Source organism: Microbulbifer maximicatervae (SeqCode), assembly GCF_052467225.1.
In genome coordinates this window covers 972,251-995,727 of sequence record NZ_CP174303.1, presented here as the reverse complement: position 1 = coordinate 995,727, position 23,477 = coordinate 972,251, and the positions used below count along the sequence as shown (strand labels likewise).

Annotated in this window: 18 protein-coding genes and 2 pseudogenes; 13 read left to right on the top strand and 7 right to left on the bottom strand. The window is 47.7% G+C overall.

The features are described 5' to 3' along the window. Window positions 1-45: 45 nt before the first annotated feature. Window positions 46-1,563: pseudogene (gene ilvA, locus ACJJIZ_RS04355) on the bottom strand (threonine ammonia-lyase, biosynthetic); the annotation flags it as partial. 207 nt (window positions 1,564-1,770) lie between these two features. On the opposite strand from ilvA, the gene rpiA reads away from it, so the two are divergent. The 3 genes from rpiA to ACJJIZ_RS04340 all read left to right on the top strand — a co-directional run bounded on the left by rpiA (window position 1,771) and on the right by ACJJIZ_RS04340 (window position 3,777). Beyond that, window positions 1,771-2,442 (top strand): ribose-5-phosphate isomerase RpiA, encoded by a 672-nt coding sequence (rpiA, locus tag ACJJIZ_RS04350; protein ID WP_282930934.1) that lies wholly within the window; start codon window positions 1,771-1,773, stop codon window positions 2,440-2,442. Window positions 2,443-2,459: 17 nt separating this feature from the next. Continuing rightward, window positions 2,460-3,086 carry a transglycosylase SLT domain-containing protein gene (locus tag ACJJIZ_RS04345; protein ID WP_444915309.1) on the top strand — a complete coding sequence of 209 codons (627 nt, stop codon included), beginning with the start codon at window positions 2,460-2,462 and terminating at the stop codon, window positions 3,084-3,086. 313 nt (window positions 3,087-3,399) lie between these two features. Further along, complete coding sequence (locus ACJJIZ_RS04340; protein ID WP_282930932.1) at window positions 3,400-3,777, top strand: DUF4168 domain-containing protein; 378 nt, start codon at window positions 3,400-3,402, stop codon at window positions 3,775-3,777. 25 nt (window positions 3,778-3,802) lie between these two features. Here ACJJIZ_RS04340 and ACJJIZ_RS04335 read toward each other — a convergent pair whose 3' ends face one another. After that, window positions 3,803-4,135: a helix-turn-helix domain-containing protein gene (locus tag ACJJIZ_RS04335; protein ID WP_444915308.1), complete on the bottom strand. Its 333-nt coding sequence runs from the start codon at window positions 4,133-4,135 to the stop codon at window positions 3,803-3,805. Between the two features lie 364 nt (window positions 4,136-4,499). On the opposite strand from ACJJIZ_RS04335, the gene ACJJIZ_RS04330 reads away from it, so the two are divergent. After that, on the top strand, window positions 4,500-5,534 hold the full coding sequence (locus tag ACJJIZ_RS04330; protein WP_282930930.1) for an AraC family transcriptional regulator: 1,035 nt from the start codon (window positions 4,500-4,502) through the stop codon (window positions 5,532-5,534). Between the two features lie 93 nt (window positions 5,535-5,627). On the opposite strand, the gene ACJJIZ_RS04325 is transcribed toward ACJJIZ_RS04330, so the two are convergent. Further along, entirely contained in the window at window positions 5,628-6,872 is a 1,245-nt protein-coding gene (locus ACJJIZ_RS04325; protein ID WP_413663609.1) for an OmpA family protein, read from the bottom strand. A gap of 385 nt (window positions 6,873-7,257) precedes the next feature. On the opposite strand from ACJJIZ_RS04325, the gene ACJJIZ_RS04320 reads away from it, so the two are divergent. The 4 genes from ACJJIZ_RS04320 (at window position 7,258) to ACJJIZ_RS04305 (ending at window position 13,137) form a co-directional block, all read left to right on the top strand. After that, on the top strand, window positions 7,258-8,466 hold the full coding sequence (locus ACJJIZ_RS04320; RefSeq protein WP_444915307.1) for an acetyl-CoA C-acetyltransferase: 1,209 nt from the start codon (window positions 7,258-7,260) through the stop codon (window positions 8,464-8,466). A gap of 10 nt (window positions 8,467-8,476) precedes the next feature. Continuing rightward, a complete protein-coding gene (locus ACJJIZ_RS04315) occupies window positions 8,477-10,633 on the top strand; it encodes a 3-hydroxyacyl-CoA dehydrogenase NAD-binding domain-containing protein (protein ID WP_444915306.1) in 2,157 nt (718 codons plus the stop codon). A 105-nt stretch (window positions 10,634-10,738) separates the two neighbouring features. Next, window positions 10,739-11,887, top strand: coding sequence for an acyl-CoA dehydrogenase family protein (locus ACJJIZ_RS04310; protein WP_413663612.1), 1,149 nt, complete (start codon window positions 10,739-10,741; stop codon window positions 11,885-11,887). 53 nt (window positions 11,888-11,940) lie between these two features. After that, the gene (locus tag ACJJIZ_RS04305; protein WP_444915305.1) at window positions 11,941-13,137 is read left to right on the top strand and encodes a CaiB/BaiF CoA transferase family protein; all 1,197 of its coding nucleotides are present in this window, start codon (window positions 11,941-11,943) and stop codon (window positions 13,135-13,137) included. A 39-nt stretch (window positions 13,138-13,176) separates the two neighbouring features. Here ACJJIZ_RS04305 and ACJJIZ_RS21970 read toward each other — a convergent pair. The 3 genes and pseudogenes from ACJJIZ_RS21970 to ACJJIZ_RS04295 form a co-directional block, all read right to left on the bottom strand. Continuing rightward, a pseudogene (locus ACJJIZ_RS21970) lies at window positions 13,177-13,485 on the bottom strand (UCP032817 domain-containing protein); the annotation flags it as partial. A gap of 43 nt (window positions 13,486-13,528) precedes the next feature. After that, window positions 13,529-14,667, bottom strand: a protein-coding gene (locus tag ACJJIZ_RS04300; protein ID WP_444905442.1) for an IS3 family transposase whose coding sequence is annotated in 2 segments (ribosomal slippage) — window positions 13,529-14,418 and window positions 14,418-14,667 — 1,140 coding nt in all. Because the reading frame shifts where the segments join, the coding sequence is not laid out codon by codon here. Between the two features lie 50 nt (window positions 14,668-14,717). After that, window positions 14,718-15,095, bottom strand: a complete 378-nt coding sequence (locus tag ACJJIZ_RS04295; protein ID WP_444915304.1) for a glycine-rich domain-containing protein — start codon at window positions 15,093-15,095, stop codon at window positions 14,718-14,720. 349 nt (window positions 15,096-15,444) lie between these two features. Here ACJJIZ_RS04295 and ACJJIZ_RS04290 point away from each other — a divergent pair, with 349 nt between their 5' ends. The 4 genes from ACJJIZ_RS04290 (at window position 15,445) to ACJJIZ_RS04275 (ending at window position 20,158) form a co-directional block, all read left to right on the top strand. Next, window positions 15,445-17,004 carry an ATP-binding cassette domain-containing protein gene (locus ACJJIZ_RS04290; RefSeq protein ID WP_444915303.1) on the top strand — a complete coding sequence of 520 codons (1,560 nt, stop codon included), beginning with the start codon at window positions 15,445-15,447 and terminating at the stop codon, window positions 17,002-17,004. A gap of 32 nt (window positions 17,005-17,036) precedes the next feature. Further along, window positions 17,037-18,563, top strand: a complete 1,527-nt coding sequence (locus ACJJIZ_RS04285; protein ID WP_444915302.1) for a cryptochrome/photolyase family protein — start codon at window positions 17,037-17,039, stop codon at window positions 18,561-18,563. Window positions 18,564-18,650: 87 nt separating this feature from the next. Beyond that, window positions 18,651-19,238, top strand: a complete 588-nt coding sequence (locus ACJJIZ_RS04280) for a cysteine hydrolase family protein (RefSeq protein WP_444915301.1) — start codon at window positions 18,651-18,653, stop codon at window positions 19,236-19,238. Beyond that, complete coding sequence (locus ACJJIZ_RS04275; RefSeq protein ID WP_444915300.1) at window positions 19,238-20,158, top strand: DMT family transporter; 921 nt, start codon at window positions 19,238-19,240, stop codon at window positions 20,156-20,158. Before ACJJIZ_RS04280 ends, ACJJIZ_RS04275 begins: the two co-directional genes overlap by 1 nt. A gap of 75 nt (window positions 20,159-20,233) precedes the next feature. Here ACJJIZ_RS04275 and ACJJIZ_RS04270 read toward each other — a convergent pair whose 3' ends face one another. After that, window positions 20,234-20,650: a VOC family protein gene (locus ACJJIZ_RS04270; RefSeq protein WP_282930918.1), complete on the bottom strand. Its 417-nt coding sequence runs from the start codon at window positions 20,648-20,650 to the stop codon at window positions 20,234-20,236. A gap of 502 nt (window positions 20,651-21,152) precedes the next feature. Here ACJJIZ_RS04270 and ACJJIZ_RS04265 point away from each other — a divergent pair. After that, window positions 21,153-22,760, top strand: coding sequence for an ABC-F family ATPase (locus ACJJIZ_RS04265; RefSeq protein ID WP_444915299.1), 1,608 nt, complete (start codon window positions 21,153-21,155; stop codon window positions 22,758-22,760). The last annotated feature ends 717 nt before the right edge of the window (window positions 22,761-23,477 follow it).

The window sequence follows — 23,477 nt, the reverse complement described above, 5'->3', positions numbered from 1 at the left end:
TTTCGATAAATGAGACGTCTTTCTCAGGTATCGGGAAGCGATGGTTTAAGCGCCCAAAAATAACCGATAAGCCGAATTCTGTGTTTCATCCCAAAAACGAAATTGAAGCTGGTGTAATAGTGTCTGTAGTTCGTCCCTCGCTGCCGGCTCCACCTGCAATCCCACAAGAACACGCCCATAAGCTGCCCCGTGATTGCGATAGTGAAACAGCGTTATATTCCAACGCCCGGCGAGATGCTCGAGGAACTTGCGCAAGGCCCCCGGGCGCTCGGGAAATTCAAAGCGGTAAATAACTTCGTCGGGCAAGCCCGGCACTCTACCTCCCACTAAATGGCGAATATGCAGTTTCGCCATTTCGTTATCGGTAAGATCGGTAACCTGATAATCTTTGGACTCAAGCTGACTGACCAATTGGCTGCGGTCTTCCTCAGATACCACCTGCAAACCCACAAAGATATGCGCTTCGTTATCACTGGCAAAACGATAGTTAAACTCAGTAATTGAGCGGTCCCCTAAATCCCGGCAGAACTGCAGGTAACTTCCCGGTTGCTCAGCAATTTTTACTGCGAGGACCGCCTCGCGCTTTTCACCGATCTCAGTGCGCTCACTAATGTAGCGCAGGCGATCAAAATTAATATTGGCTCCACTGCACACTGTGGCGAAGGTGCCATTGCGATTGTCGTTTTGCTCCAGATATTTCTTCAGCCCCGCCAAACCGACGGCCCCGGCCGGCTCAGCGATAGAGCGTGTATCCTCGAATATATCCTTAATGGCCGCACAGATTTCATCGGTACTAACAGTGATAACCCCATCCACGGTTTCGCGCAGAACCCGGAAGGTCTCCTCACCGATTTGTGCAACGGCAACACCATCGGCAAACAAGCCCACCTCCGCTAGCCGAGCGCGCTCGCCGGCTTTCAGCGCGGCCTCCAGACAGGCAGCATCCTGCGGCTCTACACCGTAGACTTTGGTTTCCGGACGTACATATTTGATATAGGCGGCCATACCCGCAGCTAAACCACCCCCTCCGACCGGAATAAACACCGCGTCCAGGTTACCCGAGTGCTGTCGCAGCATCTCCATAGCCACGGTGCCCTGGCCGGCGATTACATCGGGGTCATCGTAGGGGTGGATAAATACCAGCCCCCGCTCTTCAACCAGCTCGCGAGCCCTCGCCGCCGCTTCATCAAAAGTATCCCCATGTAGCACGACTTCGGCACCGCGCATGCGCACAGCACTCACCTTAATTTGCGGGGTGGTTTTGGGCATCACTATAGTGGCGCGCACTCCCATTTGGGCAGCGCTCAGGGCAAGCCCCTGGGCATGGTTACCCGCCGATGCAGCAATCACTCCCCGGGCCCGCTCCTCGGCGGGCAACTGCAGGAGCTTGTTGTATGCCCCTCGAATCTTGAAGGAAAACACCGGCTGCAGATCTTCGCGCTTCAACAGAATCCGGTTGTTAAACCGATGGGAGAGTTGGCGCATTTGCTCCAATGGCGTCTCGGTAGCGACATCGTAAATACGTGCGTCTAAAATGCGCTTGATATAGGACTTGGGCATGACGTGTTTGACGGCCGTAGCGGTTAATTACTGTGCGCGACTCAGCGTAGACTAATAGCAGGGTTACAAAGGCCCTGTGTGAAGCGCAGCACCGGCATGACAGTCTAAGCCTTGAGAAGCACATTTGCCACAAAAAACAACCAGACGCGCTTTTTTTTATCGTCAGATACAAATTAAGGCGAAATAATTGCAAAGGAAACTATCCAGAGTATGACCCAGGATGAATTGAAACAGGCGACAGCTCGCGCCGCTATCGACTATATCGCCCCGCGCCTGGAGGACAATTCCATTGTCGGCGTAGGTACCGGTTCCACAGCTAACTTCTTTATCGATTACCTGGCGGAGATCAAAGGTACCTTTGACGGTACTGTGGCCAGTTCTGAAGCCTCCGCACAGCGACTCAAATCCCACGGCATTCCCGTTTATGAGCTTAATGCCGTCGACAGCATCCAGTTCTATGTGGATGGTGCCGATGAAGTGAATCCGGCCCTTGAAATGATCAAAGGTGGTGGTGCTGCATTGACTAGAGAAAAAATCGTGGCGGCCTGCTCTGAAGAATTTATCTGCATTGCCGATGAGAGCAAGTGGGTAAAAGTCCTGGGAGAGTTTCCCCTACCGGTTGAAGTTATCCCCATGGCACGCTCGCTGGTTGCCCGGGAGCTGGTTAAACTGGGCGGTGATCCGGTTTATCGTCAAGGTGTGATCACAGATAATGGCAATGCCATTCTCGATGTATACAATCTGCGTATCGAACACCCCACTGTCCTTGAAGAAACCATCAATAACATTACCGGTGTGGTGACCAACGGTATCTTTGCCAAGCGCTCCGCCGATATTTTACTGCTTGGCACCAGTGCCGGAGTGAAGACCATTACCGTTTAAACATGTCGTAAATAGTTATGCACAAAAAAAATAAAAAATGCGGACTGCTGGTTTTGCTCAGTGCTGTTGCACTGAGCAGCGGCTGTGCAACCGCACCTCCAAGTAATCTCGACAACGTCTGCTCTATTTTCCAGGAAAAAAAGAAGTGGTACCGCGAAGCAAAAGACGCGGAGGAAAAATGGGGCTCTCCAATTGCAGTGATGATGGCAATCATGCACCAGGAATCCCGTTTTGTGCATGATGCCAAGCCCCCGCGCACCAAGATCCTGGGCTTTATCCCCGGCCCGAGGCCTTCCGATGCCTACGGTTATCCCCAGGCTCTGGGGACCACTTGGCGCCACTACCAAAGGTCTTCCTTTAACTACGGTGCCGATCGGGATGATTTTGGCGACGCCATCGATTTTATCGGCTGGTATAACAACACCAGTGCACGCCAGTGCCAGATACGCGCCAATGACACCTACAGCCTTTACCTCGCCTACCACGAGGGGCACGGTGGTTTTAATCGGCGCACTTTCCAGAATAAAGCCTGGCTAAAGAATGTATCCCACAAGGTATCTGCCAGGGCGCAAAAATATCAGCAACAACTCAATAGCTGCGAACAGTCGCTGAAAAAACGCAAGAAATTTCTCTGGATTTTCTAGCTGATCACAACGACCGTTAGTCGCAAGGCCCACCTCGGTTTAAATCCGGTGCAGTTTTCCTGCATTATGAGCGGCGACAGCCGCTCGCTAAATTTTATGACCTCACAACCACTCCAGGAAAAATTCTCCTTGCTGGCGGAAAAAGGCGCTACAAGGCGCCAGAAACTGACTACGCTGAAGACTAATAGCTACCCGCTTTAGACTTGGTACAGGTCACTAAAGCTCCGCCACAAGCATAAATTTACAGCCCCAACGTGACGCTGGGTGCTCCCTCTGAGAAGCAAAAGCGTCCTTATACTTTTTGGAGTGCCCGATGAAGCTCTTTTTGAAATACCTGGCTGTATTGGCAATATCACTCAGCGTGCCGATGACCTTCGCACAACCTGCTACCAGCCAAACAACCGCCCCCAAAGCTTCGTTTAGCGAACCGCAGCTCAAGCAATTTGCCAACGCCTATCGCTCTATCGTGATGCTGAGTCGAGAATACGCTCCCAAACTGAAAGCGGCTGCCGATATCAAGGAAGCGGAAGCGATCAACAAAGAAGCACAGGGAAAAATGATCGCCGCAATTGAAAAAGCCGGCCTTTCCAAAACCAAATACCAGGAAATTGCCAACAGCATTAAATCGAATCCCGCCCTACTGGAGAAAGTGAACAAAATTCTTCAGCAAAGCCACGCGCCACAGCAGTAATCCAACTTTGTGAGTGGCGCTCTGATCAGCTCATTGCGTCACTCAAATCCAGCTTTACACCTAACACCTGGCAAATAATCGGCAAATTGGTTTTCACCCAATTCTTGTCAAAAGATCCCCAATCACGCAGCAGGTAGTAGCCGTCATTATGGCGCACGCCTTCCTGAATGAACTCTACAACTGTGCCATGCCCCGGCAATCCTTTCGCAATAATGTCCTGCACCGTACGGCGAGGCCATCCAGTTGCCTCCTCCAAAGTAGGATTATTGGGACGCGGAATATGCTCGATCAGGTAAGCAATCAACATTCGCCGGCAGATGGTCGGGTTTAACAGACTTGCAACAGACGTCGGTGACATTTGACCAGTCCTTCACTAACGGAATTTTTCCTATTGTTGACGAATATGACTTACAGGTCGAGGAAATAGTGATTCACTATCGCTATCAAACTTTAAAAGAACTGTCAGTCCACAGAGGATCAAGCATAGAAAACTGTTGAGAGCAAAACTGGGATTTTCAGTCGTTAACGCAAAAAATACACATTAAAAGACAGAAATAGACAACTTTTATTCCATAAGCCCATCAATTTCGAAACTGTCACCACTAATAAAAGCACAGGCAGTTGCATATAAATTAAGCAGAAGCCTGACTTTCTCTCTCTGTTTGCGCATAATCCATACCGTAATACAGCAGCAGACAGAAAATAATTGTGAGGCTGAAAGAGTGGACAATGAAAACCCCAAACTCCGCGAAGCGGGGCTAGGTATTCCCGCCGCTGCGGTAAAGGCCCATCTGGTTGGCGCACAAGCGACCGGACTGGACTGCCAACAACTACTCATCGATAGCGGAATCGCCCCCGCCCAGCTAGATGATCCCGATAGCCGCGTTGGCCGGGAGCAGATGGCCAACTTGTTACGCCTTGAGTGGGATTTTCTGAACGATGAGTCAGGAGGATTCCTGGCGCGCCCTTGGCTGCCGGGCACTTTTGCCATGATGGGGCACGCTTGTATCACCTGTCCCAACCTGCGCCGAGCCCTGCTTCGCTCCAGCCGCTTTATCAGCATGGTGAGTGACGACTTGCACATCAAGCTGGTCGAGGATGGTGAAGAAGCTCGACTGATCATTCACCACACCAATGAAAAAAAATTGCCCAACCAAATTTTCGTCGAATCTATCGCGGTAATCTGGTTGCGCTTTTTTAGCTGGCTAATCGACCGTACCATTTTATTAGAGCGCGTTCTTCTGGCGTTTCCCCCGCCCGACTACAACGAAGACTACAGCGATATGTTCCCTTGCAGGCACTACTTTAACCAAGGTGAAACCTGCCTGGTATTTAACACTCGCTATTTGCAAATGCCCCTGGTACGCGATGAGCAACAGCTGGCAGACTTCCTGTCCCGCGCCCCCGAGTGCCTGTTGACCCAATACAAATCCGACCACAGTTTCACCGGTCGTATTCGCCGTATGCTGCAACAGCAAAACAGTATCGAAAATCTGTCACTGGATGATGTCGCCGCACGCTTGTACACATCTCCACAGACACTGCGCCGCCGCCTCAAAGAGGAGGGCAACAGCTGGCAGGATATTAAAGACTCTGTTCGACGGGATATGGCGGTTTACCAGTTAAAACAACAGGAAACCGCTGTAGCTGAAATTGCCGAGCGCCTGGGCTTTTCCGAACCCAGCGCTTTTAATCGCGCATTTAAAAAGTGGACAGGGCTAGCTCCCGGAGCTTACAGGGATAAATTCCGTAGTTAAGGCGACACTAAAAATCCCGGTCAAAAGACCGGGATTTTTTATAAATGAAATCCACCTTGGCAAATATCCTTTAAAGGGATTCCCGTATCCCGGCTACTCCTGAGAGTTTGTCACTACCCGGATACTAACTCGCTCAACATTGAGGGCTTTTTGGTCCCTCTTCTCTGACATATCTTCCGCTACAGGCTTAGCCGAGCCCATTCCTGTTGCAGTGATACGGTTTGCCGCTATCCCCTTCTTCAGTAGAAGCTCTTTCACTACATCCGCACGTTCTTGGGAAATTTCCTGCTCTGCAATTTCATTGCCCTCACCTTTAACATGCCCTTCAATCGCAATGGTTAAGTTGGGGTTGTCCTGCATGATTTTTGCCAGAGCATCGATATCCTCAGCTGCAGGGTTGGTGATTTTTGCGGTTCCCTTTTCAAAGTTCACCCGCATGGGAAATTCCCGGTCGGGATTGTCTGAAAAGCTCTTGAGGTAATCACGCAAATTACTGGAAAAGTTATCGGGACCCAGTTGCGCTTCCTCTTCCGCTTTCTCAAGGGGGGAATCCCCTACTGGCTGTGAAGCGGACTCCATAAAGCTCGCTTCCTGGGAAGTCATGGAAGGATTACTTTCTGAATTTTCCTTTTTCCCTTTCAACATACACATATTCAATGCGTAGAGAACCACAAGTACCAACAGCAAAGGAAAAAACCAGCTACTGAAACTAACCGGTTTACGTTTTTCTTCGGGCCCCTGAATTGCTGTAGCCCGAGGTTCCTGGGGTTTGGCGTGGCCATGGGTAACCAGAGCGTCTCCCAGCTTCCCAAAATCTGGAACGTCGATTGCTTGGAGAAGGTTATCCGGTATATACCCCTGTAAATGCTCCCGCTGCCCAATCAGGAATGAAGCCAAGTCGGAAACATCCATTTTTTGAACTTTGGCCTGGCTTTGCATCAACGAAGTAACTATCGGTGCGGATACACTCAATAGATCTCCGCCCTCTTTCCCCAAATTATTCGCTGCAACTTCCAGGACCTCTTTTTTACGACTGCTGAAAATTTTTTCCAGCATTTTCTCACCGATGTCTGTAATTGACTTCAACTTTTCTGGTGAGGAAATAGCGGTGGCAAATTTAGACAAATCCAGCGCTTCACTTTCAGAAATTAAATTAAATAAATAACCCATTCCCGTCTTGCTACTAGCCCTGTTCAACATACCAGCCAGTATGTAAGCAACACCTGAGCAGAGTGCAGCTTCACCTTGCCCTGCCGGCAAATTCAAAGCCTTTGTCAGCGCATCAATACCCCCGGAGCCCAATTGGCCGGTAGCCATATCCAAAACATTATCCGCCATAGCCAAACCTCGCTCACCACCTCAGGGACCGTCAAAGTACATTTATTTGTCCGGGGTCACCTGTGTGTTACCCATTCAAATTTTTCTCAGCTGCCCTGTATCACCCATTACCCTGCCTGACATGGGATTCCTCCAGCCGCAAAGATAATTTAAGTGCCAATTTACCGTGCCAAAATTTCAATAGATTTAGGCGCCTTACTTGAGTGTACGGCAGTACCTCCACATGGTTAGGTTAATTTGGAATAAATAAAAAGATATTTGACTAGGAATTTTTCGGTAGTACCTGGAAGCTGAGTCATCTCCCGTGGCAATTTTTATCATTGAACCCAAGCTGCACCGCACTATGGTAATAAGCGAAACCATAAAATAAAAAGAGGCTAAAACCGTGCCAACCGAAGCCTACATCTACGATGCTATCCGCACCCCGCGGGGCAGAGGCAAATCCAGCGGTGCCCTTCACGAAGTCAAACCTATCACCCTGCTTTCAGATCTCCTGAAAGAATTACAGACCCGCAATAGATTCGACACTGCCAAAGTGGACGACATCGTTATGGGCTGTGTTACACCGATCGGAGATCAGGGTGCCGATATCGCAAAAGTTGCAGCTTTAGCTGCCGATTGGGACTGGGATATCGGTGGCGTAACTCTAAATCGCTTCTGTGCCTCCGGTGCCGAAGCGGTCAATCTCGCCGCTACCAAAGTTCGCTCCGGGTGGGAGCATCTGGTAGTGGCCGGAGGCGTAGAGTCCATGTCGCGGGTGCCCATGGGCAGCGACGGCGGCGCCTGGGCGATGGACCCACGTACAGCAATAGATACTGGATTTGCACCCCAGGGCATTGGCGCGGACTTGATCGCTACACTCGGCGGATTTTCCCGCGAGGATGTGGATAACTTTGCGCTGGACTCTCAGCACAAGGCGGCAGCCGCCTGGAAGCGCGGTGCTTTCGAAAAATCTGTGATTCCCGTACGCGACCAAAATGGCCTGACCATTCTCGATCACGACCAGCTGGTGCGCCCAGATGCGTCCATAGAGGCCCTGGCACAACTCAAGCCGTCCTTTGCCGGGATGGGTGACCTGTGCTTCGACAGCATTGCCATATCCCGTTACCCACAGGTCGAATCAATCAACCATGTTCACACTGCGGGAAATTCCTCAGGCATCGTCGATGGCGCAGCCGCCCTGCTGATCGGCAGTGAACAGGCCGGGCGGGATCTTGGGCTCAGCCCCCGCGCCCGTATTGTCTCCGCTGCGGTAGTGGGCACTGAGCCTACTATCATGCTCACAGGCCCCGCGCCCGCCACTCGCAAAGCCCTGAAGGCCGCAGGCCTGACGGTGCAGGATATTGACCTCTTTGAGGTGAATGAAGCCTTCGCGGCAGTGGTGATGCGTTTCCAACACGAGTTAGACGTGGACCCACAAAAACTCAACGTTAACGGCGGCTCAATCGCTATGGGCCACCCCCTCGGCGCGACCGGTGCAATGCTGATCGGCACAGTACTGGATGAGCTGGAACAACGGCAACTTCGCTACGGCCTGGTCACACTATGTGTGGGCGGTGGTATGGGTGTAGCAACCATTATCGAAAGAGTTTAGGGGGCAGACTATGAAATCCATTCGCCTGGAAAAAGACGATCACAATATTGTCCACCTGATCATGGACAACCCCAATGCCTCAGCCAATGTGATGGATCGGGATTTTACCGAGTCGCTGAGCGCAGCGGTTGAACAACTCAAGCAGCAAGAATTTTCTGGAATTATTGTTCGCTCCACAAAAAATACCTTTTTTGCCGGCGGCGACCTCAAATCTTTATTTGCGGCAAAAATTGAAGAAGCTAAGCCTTTCTTCGAATCCTGCGAATCAATGAAAGCCAACCTGCGCTGGCTGGAAACCCAGGGTAAACCCGTCGTTGCTGCGATTAATGGCACAGCTTTGGGCGGTGGCTGGGAAATCGCCCTCAGCTGCCATCAGCGCATTGTTATCGATAGCACCGCAATAAAACTGGGATTGCCTGAAGTCACATTAGGCTTACTACCTGGTGGTGGCGGCTGTGTACGTATGCCCCGCCTTTTAGGCATCCAGGAGTCTCTACCCTACTTACTGGAAGGAAAACAGGTGAGGCCGCAACAGGCTCTCAAAGCCAGTCTGGTACATCAGCTCGTTACCAGTGAAAGTGAATTACTAGAGAAGGCTGTCTCTTATATTCGAGAGAATAGTGAGCAACCTGTTGCTCAGCCCTGGGATCAACCGGATTACCGGATGCCGGGAGGGGACGCAAAGAACCCTAAAAATGCGCAGTTACTGATGATCGCCCCAGCAATGCTGGAGAAAAAAACCAAGGGATGTCTGCCGGCCCCAGAGTCGATAATGGCAACCGTCGTCGAAGGGTCAAGGGTCGACTTCGAAACTGCTACGCGAATTGAGTCCCGACACTTTGTAGGCCTCGCTTGCGGTCAGGTTGCCAAAAACATGATCGGTACTTTCTGGTTTGCACTCAACGAAGTCAAAGCCGGAGCATCACTGCCCGCCGCCGCCCGCGATCATAAAACGTCGCCCATGCAAAAAATTGGCATACTCGGCGCCGGCATGATGGGCTCAGCCATTGCCTACGCCTGTGCCAATAAAGGTGTTGATGTCGTATTAAAAGATGTATCCATGGAAGGTGCCTTAGCCGGCAAACAATATGCAGAGAAATCCCTGCAAAAACGCTTACAGCGGGGTCGCATTACCGAGGACAAGGTCAATCAGATCCTCTCCCGTATCACGCCCACAGACAGCAATACCGACCTGGCTGATTGTGAATTGGTGATAGAAGCAGTTTTCGAAGACCGGGAACTCAAGCGTAAAGTTACCCAGGAAGCCGAAGCACAGCTGCCGAAAAATGCAGTATTTGCTTCCAATACTTCGACACTGCCGATCACTGGGCTCGCTCAAGCTTCCGACCGTCCCCAGCAATTTATCGGCCTACATTTCTTCTCCCCTGCCGACAAGATGCCACTGGTAGAAATTATCTGTGGGGAGCAAACCAGTGATGAGACTCTCGCCCAAGCCTTCGCCTTTGTATTGCAGATTGGCAAGACTCCTATCGTTGTCAACGACAGCCGTGGCTTCTTCACCTCAAGGGTATTCGGCTGCTTTACCAATGAAGGTATCGGCATGCTCAGCGAAGGGGTTAATCCCGCCACCATTGAAAATGCCGCGGCCCTAGCTGGCTTCCCAGTCGGCCCTCTAGCTGTTAGTGACGAGGTCTCCCTAACGCTGATGAGCCGGATACGCCAGCAGACCATCAACGACCTGCAAAAAGAGGGTAAACCCGCCCCCACGCATCCCGCCGACGGAGTGATCGACCGAATGCTTGAAGTGGGTCGCGCTGGTAAGGCCGCAGGTGGCGGCTTCTATACTTACCCTGAGGGCGGGAAAAAGCACTTATGGAGTGGCCTTGAGAAGGAGTTTCCCGCCAAAGAGGCACTGCCGATAGAAGATGTGAAGGAACGGCTGCTGTTTATTATGGCTCTGGAGACACTTCGCTGTTATCAAGAGGATGTGCTACGCAGCGTACGCGATGCCAATATTGGCTCTATCTTCGGAATCGGCTTCCCACCCTGGACCGGTGGTGCATTGCAATACATCAGCCAGTTTGGCCTGAAAGCGTTTACCCAACGCGCCCAGCAACTGGCTGATGCCTATGGAGATCGATTTGCCCCGCCAGCAATTTTGCTGGATCTGGCAGAGTCAGGAAAAGCTCTGGCGGACAACCCTTAACCCAGGGGTTTGAGCGATGTAAACAGGCTTTTAAAGTCTTGCTGTTTACATCGCCAATCAAAACACTGGTTCAATTTTTCAGTAATAAAATGCGGTGGTGTAAGGATGGTACCAAGAACTGTTTACAACGAAGATCACGAACAGTTTCGAGAAACTTTACGTAAATTTTTAGAGAATGAAGCTGTACCCTACCACCATCAGTGGGAAAAAGATGGTCAGGTAGATCGTAAACTGTGGAATAAAGCTGGAGAAATGGGCTTTCTGTGTCCGCAAGTTGACGAAAAGTATGGTGGCTTGGGGCTGGACTATGGCTACAACTCCATTATTGATGAGGAGGTAGCCCGAGCGGGACTTTCCGGTATTGGCTGGGGCCTGCACTCTAATATTGCAGTGCCCTACATTATTAATTACGGCACGGAAGAACAGAAGAAAAAGTACCTTCCCAAATGCATTAGTGGTGAGATGATTACCGCTATCGCCATGTCCGAACCTGGTGCCGGATCGGATCTCCAAGGCGTGAGAACCACAGCCGTGCGCAAAGGGGATCACTATCTGCTCAATGGTTCCAAGATTTTTATTACCAATGGACAGCAGGCAGACCTGGTTATTGTCGTGGCCAAAACCGACCCTCACGAGGGGGCCTCTGGAGTCAGTTTGCTGCTTGTGGAAGCAGATAGCCCTGGATTCAAGAGAGGCAGTAACCTAGAAAAAATAGGCATGAAGGCCCAGGATACTTCAGAGCTGTTCTTTGATGATGTCAAAGTCCCTGCGGAAAACCTTCTCGGTGGAGAGGGACAGGGATTTATTTATTTAATGCAGGAATTGCCTCAAGAGCGTTTAAGTGTGGCAATTTATGCAATAGCTAATGCAGAAGCAGCCCTGCAATGGACGATTGATTACGTACGGGATCGCAAGGCTTTCGGCAAACCCATCTCTGCCTTCCAAAATACACAATTCAAGCTGGCTGAGCTGGATAGTGAGTTAACCGCTCTTCGGGTATTTATCGATCGCTGCTTAGAGCTTCACTATAAAAAGGAACTCGACGTTGCAACTGCAGCAAAGGCAAAATTATTGAGTACAGATTTCCAATGCAAACTTTTGGATGAATGTGTTCAGTTACATGGCGGCTATGGCTATATGTGGGAATACCCCATCGCCCGGTCTTGGGCCGATGCTCGTGTAGCACGTATTTATGCCGGAACCAATGAAATTATGAAATTAATTATTTCCCGAGACCTCCTCCGCGATGACTAAATTAAAGTGCTAGATTGAAATTTCTGTTCTCAATTAAAATAATGAAATAAAAAGTGAAACAACAAACGAAGAATCACTGCGCCCCTCTTGAGGGGCTAAAAGTACTCGACTTTTCTACCCTACTTCCCGGTCCCTATGCCACTATGTTATTGGCAGACTTGGGCGCAGAAGTACTAAGAATCGAGTCTCCCACACGGCCAGACTTACTACGGGGCTTTCCCCCTTTAGTCGATGACACGGCTTCCCTATCCGCCGCCCACGCAACCATTAACCGCAACAAACGCTCCCTGGCGATCGATCTAAAAAATCCAAAGGCGCAAGCGGTGATTCACCGACTGCTTCAGCAATACGATATTGTGATCGAGCAATTCCGCCCCGGAGTGATGGATAGGCTGGGCCTTGGCCACCAAAGCTTAAGCCAACAGCGCGCAGACATTATTTACTGTTCGATTACCGGATATGGCCAGACTGGACCATTAAAGCAACGTGCCGGGCACGATATCAATTATCTCGCACTATCTGGCCTGGCCAGCTATTCCGGCAACCGTGACCATGGCCCCTGCCTGAGCGGCACACAGATAGCAGACATCGCCGGCGGTTCACACCATGCGGTTATGTCGATACTGGCTGCGGTATATCATCGTCAGAGAACCGGTGAAGGCAGTTATATCGATATCAGTATGACGGACTGTAGTTTCGCGTTAAACGCAATTAGTGGGGCCAATGCACTGGCTTTAAATACCGATCCCAAGCTGGAATCCGAACTGCTAAACGGTGGAAGTTATTATGATTACTATCGCACGGCAGATAACCGCTATCTTTCTGTGGGAAGTTTAGAGCCACAATTTGCTGAGCAATTTTTAACAAAAATAGGCCGAAAGGAGTGGCTGGCTCGCATTATCCAAGACGGACAACAAGAAACACTTAAGAAAGATATTGCAGCAATTATTGCCACAAAAAGCCAGAAAGAATGGATTGATATATTTCAGGATATTGATGCGTGTATTGAACCCGTACTTAATTTTACAGAAGCTGCTGATAGCGATCTTATCCAATCCAGAGAGATGATCTGCTCTGTGAATGGAGACATTAAACAGATCAACACGCCCTTTAGATTTAACGGCCAAAAGCCCCACTTATTTAACCGAGGGGCAGCTCTGGGAGAACACAATCACGTTGTGCTGGGTGAGCTCGGCTTTAGCGCTGAAGAAATTGAAGAGCTTTGCGATGTTCAGGGTGTCACTCATTAATCACCTTGAACAGGGTTGCTAGAGCAGTGATAGCTACCTTTAGCTGCCACCTCCACCACAGCCCCCGCCGCAGCTGCCTCCAGAGTCTGAAGAGGAGCCGCCACCCCAAATTCCAGAGAAGGCACTGCCGGAAGTTCCGCCTTGACAGCTCGCGGCACAACCAATGTGACTGGCACAGTGATCCGCAGCGGGACTATTTCTCGATCGACAGTTTAGCGAATAATGAAATCCATCTTTAATCCCCAACTTTTTATCAATTGAGAAAACCAGAGGTAACGATTTTGGCTTGGAAGGACTTATACCACTACGAACACAAGCAATTCGCCACACTCTCTTAATCCCCTCACTAGCTGTATCCCTATGTTGTGGTCAACTCCAGCCGGACACTTCTTTAAGCACATTCCTCAAATTCGATAGGGGCTAGATCTCCCAGTGTTGTATGTATTCTGCGTGAGTTGTAATAAGCAATATAGGCTCTTACATCTGCTACCGCATCCTCCCTTGTCGGATAGAGGTTTCCCGTTAACCACTCCCGCTTCAGGCTGCTGAAGAAACGTTCAGTCGGTGCGTTGTCCCAACAATTTCCCTTACGGCTCATTGAACACACCATCCCCTGCTGACTCAATAACATTTGGTAGGTATGGCTGGCATACTGACTGCCACGATCAGAGTGATGCAGGAGACCTTTTGGGGGCGTACGCAAATTGACAGCCATCATCAACGCACGAGTTACCAGGGCCGTTTCCATCTTGCGATCTAGATGCCAACCAACAATCCGGCGCGAATAGAGATCAATCACTACCGCCAAGTACAGCCAGCCCTGCGAAGTCCAAATATATGTAATATCAGTCGTCCAAACTTGATTTTTAGCACTCGGTGAGAACTCCCTATTCAGAAGGTTCTCTGCGACAGGCAGGTGATGTTTACTGTCTGTCGTCAGTGTAAATCGCTTCTTGCGCTTTACTGCCAAGCCTAGCTTTTTCATGAGCTTGCGGACTCGATAGCGCCCGACTTCAAAGCCTTCTTTACGTAACAGCTTCATTAACCGACGACTTCCGAGACTCTGTCTAGATTCTGCAAATAGGGCCTTCAAACGATGGCATAGTTGCCATGTTTGAGCATCTATTGAGCTATTACCACGGCAACACCAATCGTAATAACTAGTCTTACTTACCTGCATTACCCGGCAGAGCACCCTAACAGGAAAGCTGCCTTGCTGTTTTTCAATAAAGCTGTACTTTATTTCATTTCTTTCGCAAAGAAGGCGCTGGCCTTTTTTAGGATTTCTTTCTCCATCCGCAACTGCTTATTTTCACGTCGTAATCGCTCTAATTCTGCGCGCTCGCCTACATCCAACCTCACACCGTCTTCTTCCTGCTTCTGTTCCTTTATCCAGCGTCGCAGGTTATTGGCTGTTGTTCCTACAGCCTCTGCTGCTTTAGAAATTGAATACCCTTGCTCAGAGACTAGCGCTACGGCGTCTTTCTTAAATTCCGGCTTGAAATGCCGACGTGTACCTTTTGTTGTCATACTTCACCTCGCTTGGTAGTTTTACCATCTTAGCGAAGTGTCCGGAAGGATTAGACCACTACACTATCTGGCATAACTTCATTGGGTGTGTGGTGCAGAAAGTGTCCAAAAGATTTATTACAAAAATTTCGATACATCTGTGTGCTTAATATAAATTCATGCCAAGCGACATCAATCACTTGAGATGGCATAGCGACCATTTGTCTACCAGCCGTTTGGCAGATAATAAAATATTCCCTTAACCCATCGAGTACCATACCCAGCTGCTTGTTGCTGAGATGAGGGTATTTTTTCTTCACTCTTTGTTTGAGAGACGGATGGAATTGATAGTCTCTTAAAAATCGTTCCCGCTGTGATTTTCGGTAAAAGAAAAAAAGCATAGTACTTACGATCAATAGACAAATTGCTATAAAACCTTCAGATACCATAGTAACCCCCGCTTATAAACACTTATTGCTCTAAATCAAGTCGTAAAAATGCATCATCTCAATGTAATATCAATAATACTCTTATACCACTCTATTTTAAGAGTTGAGAGTACCAAGTGAGCGCTTTTAGGTTGGGGCTTGAAGTATTTTTGAATCTTTATTAAGCTAACACTTAACAACTTTTCTTTTTGGAGCTATCTACGCCAATGAATTAAGCCTTGCACACACTGGAGATAAACCGGTTTCTTAAGAGGCCATCAATTCCCGTGCAAGTGGCGTACTCCATTCTCTACAACTTTCTCTCAAGATCATGGTATTGCGCCACCCATTCCGACTACCGGAGGGTGACATGCAGAGCATTTGTTCTATAAAAAATCTTTACTTAAACGTCCCTGAGAAATCTCTACTTAAGGGGATCCATCTTGACTTCCATTCTGGATTTACTGGCTTAGTGGGAAATAATGGCAGTGGAAAATCGACTTTTTTAGAGGCTTTGATTGGGAAACTAAAGCCTGAACAGGGAAGTATTACTTGGTATACGGACTACCTTAAAGTGGATCAAGTGAGCAGCAATTCCAACAAGAGAATTGTAGATATATTCGACCCTACGGGCCTCTATGACTGTTTTTCACGTATTGAATCTGGCAATCAGAGTGACGAAGATCTGATACGTGTCTCAGATTCATGGGAGCTACCTACAATTTGGCAACAGCATTTATACAGCGCCGGAATAAATCTCACGTTAGACACTCCTATCGACAATCTTAGCGGCGGTGAAAGAATCCGACTGGCTTTAATCAATGGCTTCTCTTATAAAAACTACTATCTGCTACTGGATGAGCCTAGTAATCACCTAGATTCAGACGGTAGAAAATGGTTACAGCAGAAAATTAGAAACCATTCTGCCGGAATCCTAATGGTCAGTCATGATCGAAGCTTACTCCAACAAGCTGACACGATAGTGGAACTAGATTCAGGAAAAATACGCACATATGGTGGCAACTATTCACACTACAAGAAAGAAAAAGAGATACAGAGACAGTCTGTAGAAAAGAAAATTGAAAGTACCAAAAAGAATATAAAAAGCCTAAACAAACTTAAGCAAAGTTCTGCTGAAAAAACTACAACCAGAAAAAACCAGGGTAAGAAGTTAAAAGGTTCCCAATGTAAATCGCTACTAGATGCGAAAAAAGATCGTGCAGGGCAAAGTTTAGGCAAGCTGACTAGAAACCTGGATCGTCAGCACCATAAGTTAAAGCTAGATTTAGAAAGTTGCCAAAAGGACTATAAGAGTCATAAGCTCCCAAATATGCAACTTAGCAAAACAGGGCTAACGGGTGGTATTCGTCTGCATGTTGAGGATCTCAAACTGCCCTACGGTATTCAGAGTGATCCCATATCACTTACCATGCACAGTGGCGATCGCTGGCATATTTGTGGCGCCAATGGTAGCGGAAAGACAACGCTACTAAAGATCATTGCTGGTCGAGTTAAACCTCGCAGCGGTTTGTGTAAAACTTTTGGCAGCTGTTTTTATCTGGATCAGAACCTAAGACAACTAAATGGAAATCTATCTGCCCTGGAGACTTTATCCCGCCTGCACCCTGATAAAGATACCAACTTCTGGCGCACAGCCCTAGCCACAATGAATATTCGAGGTGATTCTGCACTTCGCTCTACCAATACTTTAAGTGGAGGGGAGCGACTAAAGGTTGCTTTACTTGCCGCTACTCGTGGCACTGAGGCACCAGACCTGCTACTACTGGACGAACCGGACAATCATTTGGATCTGGAGTCGCGTATAGCGCTAGAAACTGCGCTGGTAGAATACCCCGGAACATTTTTATTGATCTCCCATGACTCTACTTTTGTAGAAAATGTGGGAGTGAATAGAAGGATCTATCTATAGGCATATTAAGACCTAAATAAAGGAAGTGAGATGTGAAAACGCTGCGCTTGCTATTAGGAGATCAATTGAACCAAAAACACTCCTGGTTTAGAGGTAACCAGGAGGATAAGATTTACTTTATGGCTGAAATGCGCCAAGAGACCGATTACGTTGTTCACCATATCCAAAAAATCGTTGCCTTTTTTGAAGCTATGCAGATTTTCTCAGAGTGGCTTAAAAATAGGGGCTGTAATGTCATCTACTATCGAATAGACAATAAAAACAACAAACAAAACCTTACAAAAAATATCGAAGATATTATTAGAAAACACAAAATTGAAAAATTTGAGTACCAACTTCCCGATGAGTACCGACTAGATCAGCAACTATTACAACTAGAGAAGAGACTATCAATAGAGTTTCAAGCCTACGACACTGAGCACTTTTTGACCACCCGAAAAGAGCTGGCAGACTTCTTCCAGGGGAAAAAATCTCTACTTATGGAAAGCTTCTACCATTATATGCGGAAGAAGCATGACATTCTGATGAACAATGGAAAACCTGAAGGGGGAAAGTGGAATTTCGACCAAAGCAATAGAAAAAAATGGAATGGAAAGCTGGGCAAACCCAAGCAGGGAAAAATAACAAGTAATGTCACTTCAACTTTATCCCGTATAAAAAAGTCTGGAGTTAAGAGTATTGGAGAGATTGATCCAGAGGATTTTATATGGCCAACCAGCAGGGAGGAATCTATAAAACTACTTCGTCATTTTTGTAAACATCTACTTGCTCATTTTGGCGATTTTCAGGACGCAATGGATCCAGATGAAGCCTTTCTTTATCACAGCCGAATTAGCTTCTCCCTAAATAGTAAACTCATATCTCCAAAAGAGGTTATCGATACAGCGATAAAATCTTGGGAAGATGGAAAAATTTCAATAGGACTTAACCAGATTGAAGGTTTTGTACGCCAAATATTGGGCTGGCGAGAATATATGCGCGGTGTCTACTGGATGTCTATGCCCAGTTATGAGCATCAGAATAAGTTGAAGAATAAAAATAATTTGCCAGATTTTTTCTGGGATGCCAAAACGTCCATGAACTGCCTTCACAACACTATCAGGAATAGCTTGGAAAATGCCTATGCTCACCATATCCAAAGGCTTATGATTACCGGTAATTTTGCGCTACTAACACAAACTGACCCTGACCAGGTGGAAAGTTGGTATCTCGGTATTTACATAGATGCTATTCAGTGGGTTGAAATGCCTAACACCCGGGGAATGAGCCAGTTCGCCGATGGTGGATTGGTTGCAACAAAGCCCTATATTAGTAGTGGCTCCTATATCAACAAAATGAGCAACTATTGCAGCGACTGTATTTATGACGTCAAACAACGAACTGGAGAGAAGGCCTGCCCATTTAACAGCCTCTACTGGAATTTCTTAATTGAAAAAAGAAAAATACTAGAGGGCAATCATAGAATGACAATGATGTTCAGCCTTTTGGATAAGCTTGATAAGAGTGAAGTGACAGCAATAAAAAAAAGGGCAAAGCAATTTATGACAAAAAAATCGTAATCTCTATATAAATCATAAAATCATTTATCGAAGACTTCCTTAATCATTACTAAACTGAGCCAATACTCGCCTCAATAGACTCTGGTCATGAAGACTGCAATCATTACCCTCGATTTTATCAACGATATTTGTCATCCAAAGGGACAAATATCAGCAGCGGCCCCAAGAGTCCATAAGAATAGAGTTATTGAGAACACCAATAAACTCCTTGCGTGGGGAAGAGCACGACGTCATCTTATTTGCCATATCAGGGTCGCTTTTTCCACCGACTACAGGGAATCTTCCTCTAACTCTCCCCTCTTCAGCTATATCAAAGATATAGGCGCCCTCCGTCAGAAAAGCTGGGGCACTGCTTTTGTTGATGATCTCAATATCACTGATAGCGATATATCTATTTATAAGAGGCGTGTCAGTGGCTTCTATGGGACCGAACTCCCAGTGCTTATTGCTAGCCACAATATAGAAAGGATTATTTTCTGTGGGGTATCAACACAAAATACAGTCGAACTGACAGCCAGGGAAGCTCACGATAGAGACTTTTCAGTACTCATTGCCTCAGATGCCTGTGAGTCTGACACGGAAAACAATAAACAGAATAGCCTGAACTTCCTCACGAAGATAGCCAGTGTAAAAGCAGTCGATGAGATTATTGCTAGTGAGGGTGCTAGTAAATAATGAATACCCGTATTTCCAATAGAGAATTTGCCCTCAGTGTCATTACCGCAATTCTGGCGGCCAGCTGTATGTCGCTAACCGGGCTATTTGGTAAAGAACTAACTACCTTTAGCTCCTTATCGTTGGTGGTCTTTATTCGTTTCTTTGCCCCATTTTTAATCCTAACCTGGATTTGCCTCGTTGTTTTCGATGAAAACCCTGTGACTCATCGAATAGATAGGATTGATGGTGCAAGGGCGTTATTCACTTGTCTCGCTCAGTATTGCTTGTTTTATTATTTGTCCAAAGGCTCTCTACTTGTCGCCGCCCTTCTATTTTCAACGTCAGGTTTATTTCTCCCTTTTATTACCCGGTTTGCCAAAAAGGATCCGATAAAAAAGAAGACACTAGCGGCCTGTTTAATCAGCTTTATCGGCGTTGCTTTTATATTGAAGCCAATTGCTGGCTTTGATAGCTATATGATAGTGGGCCTGCTATCGGGCTTCTTTGGAGCTTGTTCACAGTTTGTAATGCACCACTCTTCAAAGAAGCAAAATACGATATCTTCAACCACCAAGATGTTCGGCCTATCCAGCCTCTATATGCTTGCTATTTTATTGATTGAAGGAAATCTTGGGGAGCTTACAAAAGTCGCGGTATCTCTATCGGACTCGGTAAGTTTTGTGATTGTGATTATTGCTTTTAGCCTGTCGACAATCAGCAATCAATCCTTACGCACTAAAGCCTATCGTCGGGTAAACAGACCTGCCAGCTTATCTCCCTATTTATATACAAGCCTGATTTTCTCCGGCATATTGGATTGGTTGGTCTATAACACACTCCCAACCTGGAATACTTATGCCGGCAGCTTACTGATAGTAATAGGAGGTATTATTCAGGCAATCAGAACTCAACCCCAGATTAAGGCATCGCATTCTTAGCAAGGATAAGGGAGGGCTAGGAATAGCCGGAGAAACCCAGCCCTACAGATTCAACTATCTGCAGGGCCCAGACGATTACTTGAACATCAGTTCAGGATTAACCATCGTTTTCATTTCCAGAACGTTGCCATTTGGATCTTCGATAAAAAAGGTTTCCTGTTCGTATTCATTGCCGACAAAGCGACGGTAAGGCTTGTCCAGGTATTCCAGCCCGGCAGCTTCGATACGGCCTTTTAGTGCCTGAAACTCATCTTCCGGCAGGTGAATGCCAAAATGAGGAACAGCCACTTCTCCCATATCCACCTTGTGGCGAACATTGGGGAGCTTCTCCTCACTCTGGTGCAGGGTGAGTTCGTTACCCCAAAAGTCGATATCTACCCAGCGACCTTCTTCACTGTTGCCGGTCTTGCAGCCTAAGACATCGCAATAGAATTTCTTGGCGGTTTCCAGGTCCCCTGCCGGAATCGCAAGGTGCAAACAATTCGATTTCATATAGCCTCCAGCCTTTGCTAGCTCCTCATAGAGATCAAAAATTGATTGACTGACATCTGCTAGTCATTAGCCCTTCAACCCTCCCCCCTAACAGCATTAACATTTACTTTGCCGTCGGAGCCACCCAAAGGATACAAATAAGATCAAGTGATCCCGTTAATTATTTAAATAAAAGTGGCCGCTTTACGCGCTGGCAACTTATACCGGGAATATTCCTAATATTAGGGCCCATAGCTTTAGCTAAAGAGCCCGAACTCAGGGAGTATACAGATGCATATCATCGCACCCCACCCCGAAATGGAATATCCTCCTAGCCTAGGAGTACACTTTAACATATATATTTCAATCTCTAATATCGAACCCGCGGAGAAACTGCTTAGTTATTGAACGTACTCCTCGACACTTCAGCGCCAAATCCTTATAGTGCGGCCCCCACATCACGCCTCCTATTTTGGCGAAACTGGCTTACCAGAGCCCATTTGTAATCCTCAGGAATACGCTCTTGATCTCCACCGCGAATATCACCATGCAGTTTGGTGCCCAACCACTGTTTGAAAACATTTCTGTAAAGTTCGGCAATGGCAACCGATATGGCCTTATCGGGGCCAATGGATGTGGAAAGTCAACCTTTATGAAGATCTTGAGTGGTGCCTTGGCGCCCTCGGCCGGCAACGTATCCATTGAGCCTGGATGCACCTTGGGTACTTTGAGCCAAGACCAGTTTGCATTTGAAGAGTACACCGTCGTCGATGCGGTCATCATGGGAGATGTCCGCCTGTGGGAAATTAAACAGGAACGTGACCGTATATACTCGCTACCGGAAATGAGCGAAGAAGACGGCATGCGTGTAGCCGAGCTTGAAGTCCAATTTGCTGAGCTGGATGGCTATAGTGCAGAGAGCCGTGCGGGAGAAATCCTGCTTGAAGCTGGCATCGACGAATCCCTACATTTTGGCCTGATGAAACAGGTAGCTCCCGGCTGGAAATTGCGTGTATTACTCGCCCAAGCGCTATTTGCCGACCCGGATATTTTATTGTTGGATGAGCCGACCAATAACCTGGACATCCACACCATCAAGTGGTTGGCAGATGTACTGAATCAACGCAAAAGCACAATGGTCATCATTTCCCACGATCGCCACTTCCTGAACTCTGTCTGCACCCATATGGCCGACATAGATTATGGTGAATTGCGGGTTTTCCCCGGCAATTATGAGGACTTTGTTGCGGCCTCCACGCTAATACAAGAACAACTTCACGCAGAGAATGCCAAGAAAAGTGCCGAACTGGACGAGCTACAGAGCTTTGTGAACCGCTTTTCTGCCAATGCATCCAAAGCCAAGCAAGCCAGCTCCCGCGCGAAGAAGATGGAAAAAATCAAGCTGGACGAAATCAAACCCTCCAGTCGGGTCAGCCCTTATATTACGTTTAACCAGTGTAAAAAATTGCACCGTCAGGCGCTGACTCTTGAGGGGCTTACCCATGGTTTTGACAGTGAAACGCTATTTCAAGGTGGCGAAATGCTGCTGGAAGCCGGTGCGCGCCTGGCAATTATCGGTGAGAACGGCGTTGGTAAAACAACCTTCCTGCGCTGTCTTGTCAATGAGATCCAAGCAAACAGCGGAGTCGTCAAGTGGTCAGAAAATGCCGCTATCGGCTACTGTCCGCAAGACAGTAGTGCAGATTTTGATGGTGACCTGACAATATTTGAGTGGATGTCCCAATGGCGCACCCCCAAGCACGATGATCTGGCCGTGCGGGGTATTCTGGGCCGACTATTATTTACCGCAGATGATGCCAATAAAAAGGCAAAGGTCTGCTCTGGCGGCGAGAAAAATCGCCTGCTGTTTGGCAAGCTAATGATGATGGACACCAATGTGCTCATCATGGATGAGCCAACCAACCACTTGGACATGGAAGCCATCGAAGCCCTAAACAAGGCACTGGAGAAATATGAGGGCACACTTATTTTTGTGAGTCACGATCGTCAGTTTGTCTCATCCCTGGCAACCCGAGTTATTGAAATCAAAGACCAAGCACTGATCAATTTTCAAGGCACTTACGAGGAATACCTGGCGCACCAGTCAGGTACAGAACAGCAGGTAGCCTGACTCCAAACTCGAATCGGAAAAGGCATATTGGGGCGATAACAATACTCGCCCCAGGTCTCAAAAGCTGCAAGTGTAACCAATCACCACCAGATAATACGGGGCTCGGTAGGCATTACCTGCGTCCCCCTAAAGTCGCCCCCCGCTACTGCAATCCATCCAGATTCCTTCCTGGGCCAATTTCCTACGAACTAGCAAAAAAACCAAACAGCCAAATAATTTTTATACAGGTTAAAAGTCGATTTACTTTTCCCAACTATAACCATCGACCTCAGGCCGATGCCTGCCTATATAAGGAAGGCGCTCAGAAGATACATTTCAACCATCCTTGTTCTGCTACCAAGCGGATGACTTCCAGTGTCATCAAAGTTAAACAACATCTATCGCGACCCCTTAAAGCACCAAAAGTATTCATGTTGCCTGTGCAAGCACCACTGGAGAGCAGATGCCGACTTTCTGGACTATTTACCTAATTTGCCCCTGCAATATAGCGATTCCCTACTATCAAACCAATCAAGCAATACTTTTTTGCTACACCAACCCATCGCTAACCAACAAATGAGTATCTCGTTTTCCCCAAGCGTGTTTTTTTGGTGCAGAGTTACTTAAAAAGCTCGGAAAAAAGCGTAAATCCCGAGAAAAAACACTGGAAAACAGGGGTTAAGTTCTGGTACATTCCGCGACTATTTTTTAACCAACTGCCGATTTTCTCATCGGCCG

Bases quoted from the DNA above. Each gene is read 5' to 3' on its own strand.
- ACJJIZ_RS04280 (WP_444915301.1), top strand. From the start codon at position 18,651: ATGAAGACTGCAATCATTACCCTCGATTTTATCAACGATATTTGTCAT.
- rpiA (WP_282930934.1), top strand. From the start codon at position 1,771: ATGACCCAGGATGAATTGAAACAGGCGACAGCTCGCGCCGCTATCGAC.
- ACJJIZ_RS04315 (WP_444915306.1), top strand. From the start codon at position 8,477: ATGAAATCCATTCGCCTGGAAAAAGACGATCACAATATTGTCCACCTG.
- ACJJIZ_RS04325 (WP_413663609.1), bottom strand. From the start codon at position 6,872: ATGGCGGATAATGTTTTGGATATGGCTACCGGCCAATTGGGCTCCGGG.
- ACJJIZ_RS04310 (WP_413663612.1), top strand. From the start codon at position 10,739: ATGGTACCAAGAACTGTTTACAACGAAGATCACGAACAGTTTCGAGAA.
- ACJJIZ_RS04270 (WP_282930918.1), bottom strand. From the start codon at position 20,650: ATGAAATCGAATTGTTTGCACCTTGCGATTCCGGCAGGGGACCTGGAA.
- ACJJIZ_RS04295 (WP_444915304.1), bottom strand. From the start codon at position 15,095: ATGGTATCTGAAGGTTTTATAGCAATTTGTCTATTGATCGTAAGTACT.
- ACJJIZ_RS04345 (WP_444915309.1), top strand. From the start codon at position 2,460: ATGCACAAAAAAAATAAAAAATGCGGACTGCTGGTTTTGCTCAGTGCT.
- ACJJIZ_RS04340 (WP_282930932.1), top strand. From the start codon at position 3,400: ATGAAGCTCTTTTTGAAATACCTGGCTGTATTGGCAATATCACTCAGC.
- ACJJIZ_RS04290 (WP_444915303.1), top strand. From the start codon at position 15,445: ATGCAGAGCATTTGTTCTATAAAAAATCTTTACTTAAACGTCCCTGAG.
- ACJJIZ_RS04335 (WP_444915308.1), bottom strand. From the start codon at position 4,135: ATGTCACCGACGTCTGTTGCAAGTCTGTTAAACCCGACCATCTGCCGG.
- ACJJIZ_RS04275 (WP_444915300.1), top strand. From the start codon at position 19,238: ATGAATACCCGTATTTCCAATAGAGAATTTGCCCTCAGTGTCATTACC.